Origin of the sequence: Micrococcus sp. KRD012, from assembly GCF_017168555.1 — a bacterium.
GTDB lineage: Bacteria > Actinomycetota > Actinomycetes > Actinomycetales > Micrococcaceae > Micrococcus > Micrococcus luteus.
Genome location: NZ_JABFBB010000023.1, coordinates 1 through 10,986, shown reverse-complemented (window position 1 = coordinate 10,986; position 10,986 = coordinate 1). Strand labels below are relative to the sequence as shown.

Sequence of the window (10,986 nt, the reverse complement as noted above, 5' to 3'; positions counted from 1 at the left end):
CCACCCGGACTCCCGTTTCTACGGGACCACGGAGGTGCCCAACCGCGTCGAGAAGCTGGCGGGCACGGTGCAGGACAAGCTGCACCGCGAGTGACCCGACCTTCCCGATGAGGCAGTGCACGGGCCCGTCTGCTCCGGCAGGCGGGCCCGTGTCGTCTGTCCATGTAAGAGGCCGCATCTCCCTGGCATGGATTGTGACGAGACTGCGTCTCACCACTCTTGAGGGGCTGCGGGCGCTTCGGACAGGGCTGCGGGGCGCGCGGGGTGCCCTTGACCCACGTCCACGCGGGTATACCCACTAGGCGCATGTGTCAGAGCTAGTTGGGTGCTGCTGGACAGAGGTGCCAGGGTGCGATCTTGCTTGACAGGGTTGCCCATCATCGCGCTCGACGGATTCGTCGATCCGGCCTTCTCCAACCGCGCGCTGGCTCGCTTACCCGTTGGGCTTGGCCTCGGATTCATGGACGTCATTCTGGAGTAGCGCGATGATCTGCTTTGCGGTTTCACTCCGGTGGTCCTGTGAGATGGGCCTGCTTCCGATCAGGTCGTTGACCCAGAGCCCGTCAGCAGCGAGCAGGGCGAGCGAGGTCATCTGGTCGCGCTCAGCTTCGTCGCGTTCGCTACGTCCGGTCCATCGGTCGATGAGGTCTTCCCAGATCGCCATGTGCTGGGTGTGCTGGCTGTCGAGAATCATCTGGAACTCGGCGCGGGAGGCGGCTGTCGAACAAGTGAGTATGTAGGCGGTCAGGCGCTCCATCGACGTTGCCTCAGCGGTCGGCTTTCCACAGGCGATCTCTAACTGCCGCTCCCAGCGATCAGCGAGTCTCTGGTGGATCGCAGCGATCAAGTCGTCTCGTGATGGGAAGTGGTAGATGATCCCGGCCCTGGTGATCCCCGCAGCGGCCGCGACAGAGTCAAACGTGACTGCTGTGATCCCGTCTTCCTCGATCACTTGGATCGCGGCGTCGAGGATCATGGTCTTCTTGCTCTCACGCACCATCATGCGCCCCTCCGATTGGTTCAGTGGTTTTCGGCGTACTCCATTGCCTCGCTGCCGCGCCCGTAAGCGCGGAGCAGCCGATTGGTCAGAGCGGCTCCACTAGCCAGCATGACAGCGAGGACGATCATCGTGACCAAATAGGCCGTGTCGTAGGCGGAGGTGGCGGCTGCGATCACGTCGAGATCTCCGTCGGCGATCCCGAGGGCATCGGCAATGCTCTCCCCCGCTGCGGCGGGAGTGCCATCCGGGAGTCGGACGACTGTGGCGTAGACGAAGGTCAGGAGGCTCCCGAGGAGTGCTACAGCCGAGAGGGAGCCCATCTCGTAGGAGACTTCTTCGATCGAGGCCGCCATGCCGGCCTTTCGCGGAGGCGCGTTGCCCATAATGGCGGCGGAAGCGACGGCGAAGGTGCCGCCCAGGCCGAAGCCGGTCACGATGAAGCTGACGACCAGCAGGGGTAGTGATCCGTTCGCAGAGGCCAGCACGGCGAGAGCTAGTCCTAGGGCGGCGATGGCGAGGCTGCCGGAGATAATGATCCGCAGGCCCACGATATGCAGGATCGCGGCCCCTAGGACACCTGAGGGCAGGGCGCCAAGCGCGATGGCTGCGACTAGAAGGCCTGCTTGCAGGGGGGTGAAGCCCTCGACGAGCTGGAAGCGCTGTGTGGTCGCGAGCTGGGCGCCAGCGATGGTGAACATCGCGAAGAAGGCTGCCAGAGAGCCGCCAGCGAAGGCGCGGTTGCGGAAGATGGAGAACTCGATGAGTGGTTCTTCCAATCGGCCCTGGCGTCGCACGAAGAGGACGAACCCGATGACTGCTGACGCCAGCGCCCCTGCGATCAGAACCCAGTTCTGTGGAATATGGGCCAGTTCCTTGATGACGAGCACGGTGCCCACCAGCCCGACCATCGCATAGAGGGATGAGACGAGATCCCACTTCTTCGACGGATCGGGATCGTTGTGCGGCGCGATGATTGCGGTCGCCACAAGTGCGATGACAACAACGGGGACATTGATGAGGAAAACAGATCCCCACCAGAACCGTTCGAGAAGGGCGCCGCCGAGAATGGGTCCGAGCGCTGCCCCCGCGATCGACAGGCTCCCCCAGATGGCGATGGCAATGTTGCGCTCACGAGGATCGTTGAACGCGAGGCGGATCAGAGCAAGCGTGGCGGGCATCATCGCTGCGGCCCCCACAGCGAGGAGTGCCCTGGCGCCGATCAGGAAGGCAGGGTTGGGCGAGAGTGCCGCTGCCAGTGATGCGGCACCGAAGATCCACAGGCCGACGACGAACATTCGGCGGTGGCCGATGCGATCGCCCAGTGTGCCTGCTCCCAAGAGGAGGCCAGCCATGACCAAGGGGTAGGCGTTGATGATCCACAGTGTCGAGGATCCGGACGCGCCGAGGTCTGCGGTCAACGTAGGCAAGGCGGTGTAGAGGATCGAATTGTCGAGGGTGATGAGTAGCAGGCCGGCACCCACGGTCATGAGCAGCCACCACCGCCGCGGCGATGATCCAACGTCGTTCACTGTTGTACCCCTGTCCTCTGCCTGTAGTCGCATCAACGAAACTATACTAACAGGTTAGTTAAGTAAACGTCAGCGCTCCGACAGTGGGATGCCCCACGATCCAGCGGGGTGGCCATTGCCCCATCCCGGCGTCAAGCCGGGTATACCCCTTTACACACCCGGCCCGGCCACGAGAGCATCACGTCAGAGACGGTCCCAAACCGGGCCGTTGGACACAATCGTCGGAGGGTCTTAGACGTGGTTGGACAGACTGTGGCCTACGTGCGGGTCAGCTCGGCGGAGCAGAACCTGGACCGTCAGCTCGAGGCGGTGGGGGAGTGCGACCGGATCTTCGAAGACAAGATCTCCGGCAGCTCCCGAGCCAAGCGCACCGGGCTGGCGGAGCTGATGACGTACGTCCGGGCGGGGGGGACCTGGTGAAGGTCGCCTCGATGGACCGGCTGGGAAGAGACACCCGGGACCTGTACGCGATCGTGGACGAGCTCACGGACAAGGGGTGCGCGGTGCAGTTCGTGTCCGAGCGGATCACCGTGGACAAGTCCGGCACCTCCCCGGTCGATGGGCTGATGCTGGGGATCCTGGCGGCGTTCGCGGAGTTCGAGCGCCGGCGGATCAAGGAGCGCCAGGCCGAAGGCATCGCCTTGGCCAAGGCGAGGGGCAAGTATGTGCAGGCCCCGAAGCTCTCGGACACCGACGTGGAGCAGGCGCGCGTGATGATCGAGATGGGGATCCCGAAGGCTGAGGTGGCACGCACGTTCGAGGTCAGCCGGCAGACGCTGTACACCTCGCTGCGCCGCGTGGTGTCGAGTTGACCTGGGCGAGTGACGCGCAGAGCCGCTGGTACTGGCCTCGCAATCGAACGGATCTGATCCCAGGGCAAGGGCTTGGTCTGCACGCGCGAAGCCTCTCGATGGTGACCGCGCCATCATCCCTCGGGAGGGGTGGTGCCCGGTCGATTGATCGGGTGGCCCCGCAAGCCGACCCTGCTGGAACTGTTGTTTGGCCTTGCCATGTGGGAGCATGCAGTTATGCAGATTATTTCGTTCTTTAACCACAAGGGTGGGGTAGGCAAGACCACCATGCTCTTCAATGCGGCAGTCGAGATGGGCCGTCTCGGCAAGCGCATCCTTATGGTCGACTTTGACGCGCAGGCCAACCTCACCGCTATTTCGATTGACGATGACATGTTGAGCATGATCTATGCCCCCGATGAGGATGGCAAGACCGTTGCTCACGCGTTTGCTCCGCTGGTAGGTGGCTCCGGAGACGTGTTCGCGCCCGAGGCAATCGAGGTGCGCGAGGGGAAGGTATGGCTCGCCGCAGGCGATCTTCGTCTATCTGAGTTCGACGCAATTCTTCCCTCCGCATGGACTGAAGCCCTCGCGGGTAATGAGCGCGGGTTCCGAGTTACCAGTGCGCCTTACCGACTGATCTGCGAGATTGCTGAGGAGATTAAAGCGGACTACGTGTTCGTAGATCTAGGGCCGAACGTTGGGGCCCTGAATCGGGCGGTACTCCTCGGCAGCGACTACATGATTATCCCGATGGCGGCCGACCTCTTCTCGATCCGCGCTCTCCCTAGCGTTGGCAACAGCGTCGATACCTGGGTGCGGCAGTGGAATACGGCTAGGTCCGTGGCTCCGCGACTGAACTTCGATATCCAAAAAGGGCTCCCCAAGGTCCTTGGTTATGTATCCCAGCAGTTCAATATTTACCGGGGTGAAGCAACTCTGGCATTCTCACACTGGATTGATGAAATGCCTGCGCAAATTCAGTCTGGCCTCCTGGAGCCTCTGGCTGTGCACTCCGATGGGAAGGGGGCTACTCTGGCTGATCCTGCACAGTCGAAAGGTCCCGGCGTAGGAGACCTCAAGAACTTCCATAGTCTTGTTCCCCATGCGCAGACTTTGAGAAAAGCAATATTTGAGCTCCGGGCCGACGATGTGGTTCGTGGGGGGCAGGTCACGAGGGCACGCCAAAGCGAGGAGCAGTTCAAGGAACTATGCGCGAATATCATCGCGCGCGCAGTGTAATTCATAAATGGTATTAAAACACGCTCCGGTGGTCAACATCCGGCATGAATCGATGGATTCCCCGCCCATCGATAGATGGGCTGACTGTGCTCCAGTCTCACAACGGCGACTTACCATTGGCTCCTGCGCTACCCGCCGTCGATAAGACCCCATCGCCCCAATGGCGCGACGTACTGCGCATCTCCCCTGGCTCATCCGCGGTTACCTCTATGGTGCGTGCGGGGCTTGTGGGCGGTGCGCGAAGGTCTATGCCTGGCTGGTCCTGGTTTTGCTCACGCTGATGCTACCGGCCCTGCTGATCGGGTTCATGCTCTTTCCAGCCATGCTGGGTTGGAGTCGACGGCCGGTCCTACTGTCGTTGGTGGGTGCTTTAGTTGGGGTATTTCTGCTGATGTTTCCGGTGGCTGGGGCGGCCATGCTCTTCGGGCGTGGTCGGCGGGCCTACATGTCGTCGTCTCGCGATGCTGTGCTGGTGGTTCGCGCCGCGGGTGGCCGCTGGAAGGTGGAGAACTTCTTCGCGGCGCACCCGAAGACGTCGGAGACGGAGTCGTTGTGGGACTTCACGGTGCCCGCGCTGCTCGAGGCCGCGGATCGCGCTGGCGTGCACATTGAAGCAACAGCCATGAACGAGAAGCTGGCGAGGCACTACAAGCGCAAAATTCCTGATCTGCGCAGACTCGGTGTGGTGTGTACGGGGCAGGTGAAGCTGCTCCGGGTACCGCGGCCCCACCCGACCAGCTGAATACAGGGAATGATGGGGCGGTCACCGTCGAAAGGCTCCGTTCATGCAGACCAAGCCCCTGTCCTGGGATCAGATCCGAGCGAACGCGGCCGCGTTCGTGCACGAGTGGGCCGGGGAGTCCTACGAGCGGGGCGAGTCCCAGTCGTTCTGGACGGAGCTGTTCGCGGTCTACGGAATCCGCCGCCGCAAGGTGGCCCAGTACGAGAGCCGGGCGAAGAAGGCCGACGGCGGGGCCGGGTTCATCGACGTGTTCTGGCCCGGCATGCTCATCGCCGAGCAGAAGTCGCTGGGCAAGGACCTGGTCGCCGCCGAGGATCAGGCGCTGACGTACCTGGCGAACGTGCCCGAGGCTGAGCAGCCCCGCTACGTGATCACCTGCGACTTCGAGACGTTCCGTCTGCGTGATCTGGAGGCTCCGGCCGGGGATACGGATGCCGTGGTGGAGTTCCCGTTGGAGCAGCTGCCGGTGGAGGCCGAGCGGTTCGGATTCATCGCCGGCTACCAGAAGCGCACGTTCGGCTCAGCAGAGCAGGCCGCGGCCTCCGTGAAGGCCGCCCAGCTGATGGCCGACCTCTACGTGGAGCTGGAGGGCTCCGGATACGACGAACACGAGGCATCCGTGTTCCTGGTGAGGACCCTGTTCGCCCTCTTCGCCGACGACTCTGGGCTGTGGGAGCGGGACCTGTTCCTGGAGTTCATCCAGACCCGTACTGCCGAGGACGGATCCGACCTTGGCGCGCAGCTGACTGCCTTGTTCCAGGTGCTGAACCGGCCGGTGAACAAGCGCATGGCCGGCACCGACGAGCTGATGCTGCGCTTCCCGTACGTGAACGGGTCCGTGTTCGGGGAGCCGGTGTCGATCCCGTACTTCACCGCCTCGATGCGTCAGAAGCTGATCGCGGCCTGCCACTTCAACTGGGGCGGGATCTCCCCGGCGATCTTCGGGTCCCTGTTCCAGGCGGTGAAGTCCAAGGAAGCCCGCCGGGAGCTGGGGGAGCACTACACGACCGAGGAGAACATCCTCAAGCTCATCGGCCCGCTGTTCCTGGACGAGCTGCGTGCCGAGTTCGTGGCGAACATCCACTCCCGGCCGGGGCTGCGCAAGCTGCACGAGCGACTGGGGCAGATGCGATTCCTAGACCCGGCGTGCGGGTGCGGCAACTTCCTGATCGTGGCCTACCGAGAGCTGCGCGCCCTGGAGCTGCAGATCCTGGTGCGTCTGCAGGAGCTGTCGGGCAAACAGGTGCAGACCTCGCTGGTGATGGACGAGGACGAGAGAGTACGGGTGCGGATGTCGCACTTCAGCGGGATCGAGCTGGAAGAGTGGCCGGCAACCATCGCCCGCACCGCGATGTTCCTGGTGAACCACCAGGCGAACCAGGACATGTCGCTGAAGATCGGCGTGTCCCCGGAGCAGCTGCCGTTGACCGAGTCGGCGCACATCGTGGTCGGCAACGCATTGCGCATGGACTGGAACGAGGTCGTGCCGGCATCCGAGCACGTGTACGTGATGGGCAACCCGCCGTTTATCGGCCAGTACACGAAGACCGCCGAGCAGACCGCGGACATGAAGGCCGTTTGGGGTGCTGACTATGACGGGTACCTGGACTACGTGACGGGCTGGCACGCCCAGGCCATGCACTACTTCGCCGATCAGCCGGTGGGCCGTTTCGCGTTCGTCACCACGAACTCCATCGCTCAGGGCCAGCCGGTGCCGGCCCTGTTCGGGCCGTTGCGCCGTGAAGGATGGATGATCCCGTTCGCGCACCGCACGTTCGCGTGGACCTCGGAGGCTCCGGGCTCTGCAGCGGTGCACTGCGTGATCGTCGGCTTCTCCAAGGGCATCTCCTTGAAGGGGGCGCGGTTGTTCTCCTACGACCGTTCCCAGGGCCACCCGGTGGAGGAGCCGGTGGGCGCGATCAGCCCATACCTCGTAGAAGGGCCATGGGTCCTCGTGGTCAAACGCAGCAAGCCGTTGGCTAACTTGCCGGCTGCGGTCAAAGGGTCTCAGCCAACGGACGGGGGCAACCTAATCGTGGAAGCGACCGCGTACGCGGAGGTGGCCGCCGATCCGGTGGCGGCCAAATACCTGCGTCGCTACGTCGGCGCGCGCGAACTGATCCACAACACCCCGCGTTGGTGCCTGTGGCTGGAGAAGCTGGATCCTGCCGACCTCACGCGGTCACGACTGCTGAAGGAGCGACTCGATGCGGTGCGAGCATTCCGCGTCACTAGTACGAAGCAGGCCACCAAGCTACTGGCTGCCACCCCCCACCTCTTTACCGAGCGGCGGGCACCCCAGACGGACTATCTGTGCATCCCGCGCCATGTCTCCGAAACACGTGCCTTCTTCACCGCCTCCCGGTTTGGTCCCGAGGTCATCTCGGGTGATGCAAACTTCGTGGTCGTCGATCCAGAGGGCCTGGCCTTCGCGGTGATCTCGTCGTCGGCGTTCATCGCATGGCAGCGCATGGTCGGTGGGCAGATCAAGTCAGACCTGCGGTTCTCGAACACGCTGGTGTGGAACACGTTGCCCCTACCCGAGTTGTCCGAGCCGGAGCGAGGCAAGCTCATTCAGGCCGGCGCCGGCGTGTTGGAGGCGCGCGCGCTGCACCCAGAGCGGTCGTTGGCGCAGCACTACAACCCGCTAGCCATGGACCCGGCCCTTGTGAAGGCGCACACGGCACTGGATCGCGTTATGGATCGCATCCTGGACTTACCTGCCGGAGCCACGGAGAAGGAACGGCAGACGCGCCTGATGGAGCTCTACGCCGCCCGCGTGTAACTGGCCCGGCCCGACGCGCCCATCGCGCTGACGCGTTGTATCGGAAGGGTCCGGTTGCTAGGTCAAGCCCCATGAAGTGGTGTAGCGGCTGATTCCTTCGTTGGGGTTGTCAGGCGCTGAACTCGAGGGCGGGCGCGGTGTCGGGGTTCACCTCGCTTCCCGTGTTGCTGACGGTGGTGAGTCGGCAGCGGGCCAGGACCTCCAGGCCGAGGTAGCGACGGCCCTCGGCCCACTCGTCTGTCTGCTCGGCCAGCACCGCGCCCACCAGTCGTACGATGGCCGCCCGGTTGGGGAAGATGCCCACCGCGTCGGTGCGGCGGCGGATCTCGCGGTTGAGCCGCTCGGCCGGGTTGTTCGACCAGATCTGGGTCCAGACGTCCTTGGGGAATGTGGTGAACGCCAGGATGTCGGCCCGGGCAGCATCGAGGTGCTCGGCCACCACCGGCAGTTTCTCGCTCACGTAGTCCAGCAGCCGGTCGAACTGGGCGTTGACGCTGGCGGCATCGGGCTGGTCGTAGACCGAGTGGAGCATGGCCTTCACCGCCGGCCACATGCTCTTCGGGGTGATGCCCATCAGGTTCGCCGCGTAGTGGGTGCGGCAGCGTTGCCACACCGCACCGGGCAGGTTCGCGGCGATGGCGTCCTTGAGCCCGGGGTGGGCATCAGAGGTGACCAGCCGGACCCCGGCCAGGCCCCGGGCGACCAAGTCGGCGAAGAACTCGTTTCACGCCGCCCCGGTCTCGCTGGTGGCCACCCGCAGGCCCAACACTTCGCGGTGGCCGTCGCCGTTGACCCCGGTGGCGATGAGCACCACCGCGTTGACCACACGCCCGCCCTCACGCACCTTCATCGTCAACGCGTCCGCGGCAACGAACGTGAACGGTCCCGCCTCCCCGAGCGGCCGGTGGCGGAAGGCCTCCACCTGCTCATCGAGGTCCGCGGCCATCCGGGACACCTGGGACTTCGACAGGGCATTGATGCCCAAGGTCTTGACCAGCTTGTCCATCCGCCGGGTAGAGACACCGGCCAGGTAGCAGTCTGCGACCACGGTGATCAGCGCCGATTCGGCCCGCTTGCGCCGCTCGAGCAGCCATTCCGGGAAGTAGGTGCCCGAGCGCAGCTTCGGGATGGCCACGTCCACGGTGCCGACCCGGGTGTCCAGGTCCCGGTGCCGGTACCCATTGCGCTGGGCCGTGCGGTCACGGGAGGGTTTGCCCCATTCGGCGCCGACCACCGCATCGGCGTCAGCGCAGAGCAGGGTGTTGATCATCGTCTGCAGCAGGTGGCGCATCATGTCCGGGGAGGCCTCGGACAGGGCTTCGCCCAGCAGGCCGGCAGGGTCGACAATATGAGGAGCGGTCATCGTGATGACTCCATTCGAGGATTCTGTGAGAGGTTGACTCGAAGGATCACACGGTGGCCGCGTCCACGTCTGGAACGACGTGCCCGACCACCGGGTGCTACACCACTATGCGGGACTCAACTCCATGCGCGTTCGTAGGCGGTCCGGTAGGTATCAAACCAGGCCAACGCGCTGGTGCGGTCCAGTCGGGTGCGGCCGTAGTGGGCCAGGAACGCGCGGACGCGGCGCACCCGCTGTTCCTCGAACGTGGTCTGCCCGTCCAGGTACTCCTGGAAATGGATCCGCTCCAGCTCACCCCACAGCAACAGAGCGGAAGAGTGGTCCGCATCAGTCAGACCCGCCTCCTGCATTGCCTGGCCGAGCGCGATGCGGGCGGCGCGACCATGATCCAGGAGGGTCCCGTCCAGGTCGAGCAACAGGGCTGCTGGTGGGGTCATCCCAGCCCGAGGAACCGTCGCAGCTCCTCGGCTCCCGTGATCCGTACCGGCTCGTCCCCGCGGACGAATCCCTCGGGCCGCAGCTCGAAGAACACCTCGCCGGTCGGCACGCCGCGACGCTCAGCCTGGCCGCGGCCGGTCTCCAGGTAGCCGACCTTCTCGCTGACCCGCCGGGAGGCGGCGTTGTCTTCCCAGGCGGAGGAGGTGACGGCGTCGAGGCCCAGGCCGTCGAACGCGAGCGCGCACATCATGCGCCGCATCCGAGTGCCCAGCCCCTGGCCTTGGAACGGTAGGCCCAGCCAGGAGCCGGTCTCCAGGCGGCGGGTGCCAGCGACGTCGGGACCGTTCATGCCCTGCATGCCGATCACCTGGCCGTTCCGCCGCACCACAAGCTCGAGGCTCACGTCGCCGTCCACAGTGCGGGTGAGGGTGGAGGCGTAGAACCGTAGGTAGTTCGCGGGCATCTCCTCGGCCGGGGCGTCCGTCCACGGGAACAGGAACGGCGTCCAGGAGGGGTCGTGGATTCCGCCCGCCACGACGTCGAGCACCTCCGGCACGTCGGCCTCGCGCAGCGCGGTCATCCGCAGGTCACCGGCCTCGACGACGAGTCCGTAGGGCGGCCAGATCTCCTCGAGAGTGCGCGTCATGGGTGAAACCTACCGAAGTGATGCCTGACCGAGGGCACCTCCGTGGTGCGTGCACTCGTCAAGAGGTGGAGTGCTCCAAGCCGTATGAAACATATTCGCGCGTTTGTGAAATCTTCGCTGCATCTCGACATCGATCGAGGTTCAAATGTCAATACCTAAGTGACTGGTGGTCGCATGAAACATATCTGCGCGTTTGTGAAATCTTCGCTGCATCTCGACAGCGGTGCTCGCTGCCGCCGCCCACGGCATCCTCGCGGCGACGACGACGCTCGAGGAGCAGCCTCGGCCCGAGCCGGTCCCTCTGGACCGGCACGGGCGCTGACGTCGGGGTCATGGCCCCCCGCTCCTGAACACTGTTCAATGAACACTGTTAGAGTCCCTCGAGTCAGACCCACCCGGGGCCGAGCCCCGCCCACCGGAGAGGCCCGCATGACCGCCACCCAGGACGCC

Annotated in this window: 8 protein-coding genes and 2 pseudogenes; 5 read left to right on the top strand and 5 right to left on the bottom strand. The window is 64.5% G+C overall.

The genetic code is table 11. The features are described 5' to 3' along the window. Positions 1–433 precede the first annotated feature (433 nt). Together J1M37_RS09910 and J1M37_RS09905 are read right to left on the bottom strand one after the other, a co-directional pair. On the bottom strand, positions 434–1,003 hold the full coding sequence (locus J1M37_RS09910) for a TetR/AcrR family transcriptional regulator (RefSeq protein ID WP_003034566.1): 570 nt from the start codon (positions 1,001–1,003) through the stop codon (positions 434–436). A gap of 17 nt (positions 1,004–1,020) precedes the next feature. Beyond that, entirely contained in the window at positions 1,021–2,487 is a 1,467-nt protein-coding gene (locus J1M37_RS09905; RefSeq protein WP_241251009.1) for an MFS transporter, read from the bottom strand. A 150-nt stretch (positions 2,488–2,637) separates the two neighbouring features. On the opposite strand from J1M37_RS09905, the pseudogene J1M37_RS11795 reads away from it, so the two are divergent. The 5 genes and pseudogenes from J1M37_RS11795 to J1M37_RS11580 form a co-directional block, all read left to right on the top strand. Continuing rightward, a pseudogene (locus tag J1M37_RS11795) lies at positions 2,638–3,134 on the top strand (recombinase family protein); the annotation flags it as partial. A 108-nt stretch (positions 3,135–3,242) separates the two neighbouring features. After that, entirely contained in the window at positions 3,243–3,341 is a 99-nt protein-coding gene (locus tag J1M37_RS11790; protein WP_368001072.1) for a helix-turn-helix domain-containing protein, read from the top strand. 216 nt (positions 3,342–3,557) lie between these two features. Beyond that, a complete protein-coding gene (locus J1M37_RS09895; RefSeq protein ID WP_168196723.1) occupies positions 3,558–4,562 on the top strand; it encodes a ParA family protein in 1,005 nt (334 codons plus the stop codon). A gap of 280 nt (positions 4,563–4,842) precedes the next feature. Beyond that, on the top strand, positions 4,843–5,304 hold the full coding sequence (locus tag J1M37_RS09890) for a hypothetical protein (protein WP_138976770.1): 462 nt from the start codon (positions 4,843–4,845) through the stop codon (positions 5,302–5,304). 43 nt (positions 5,305–5,347) lie between these two features. Beyond that, a complete protein-coding gene (locus J1M37_RS11580) occupies positions 5,348–8,089 on the top strand; it encodes a DNA methyltransferase (protein ID WP_241251008.1) in 2,742 nt (913 codons plus the stop codon). A gap of 109 nt (positions 8,090–8,198) precedes the next feature. On the opposite strand, the pseudogene J1M37_RS09880 reads toward J1M37_RS11580, so the two are convergent. The 3 genes and pseudogenes from J1M37_RS09880 to J1M37_RS09870 form a co-directional block, all read right to left on the bottom strand. Next, positions 8,199–9,452, bottom strand: a pseudogene (locus tag J1M37_RS09880) (IS256 family transposase). A 116-nt stretch (positions 9,453–9,568) separates the two neighbouring features. Further along, positions 9,569–9,868, bottom strand: coding sequence for a hypothetical protein (locus J1M37_RS09875; protein ID WP_206452533.1), 300 nt, complete (start codon positions 9,866–9,868; stop codon positions 9,569–9,571). 17 nt (positions 9,869–9,885) lie between these two features. Beyond that, on the bottom strand, positions 9,886–10,536 hold the full coding sequence (locus J1M37_RS09870) for a GNAT family N-acetyltransferase (protein WP_065572607.1): 651 nt from the start codon (positions 10,534–10,536) through the stop codon (positions 9,886–9,888). Between the last annotated feature and the right edge of the window lie 450 nt (positions 10,537–10,986).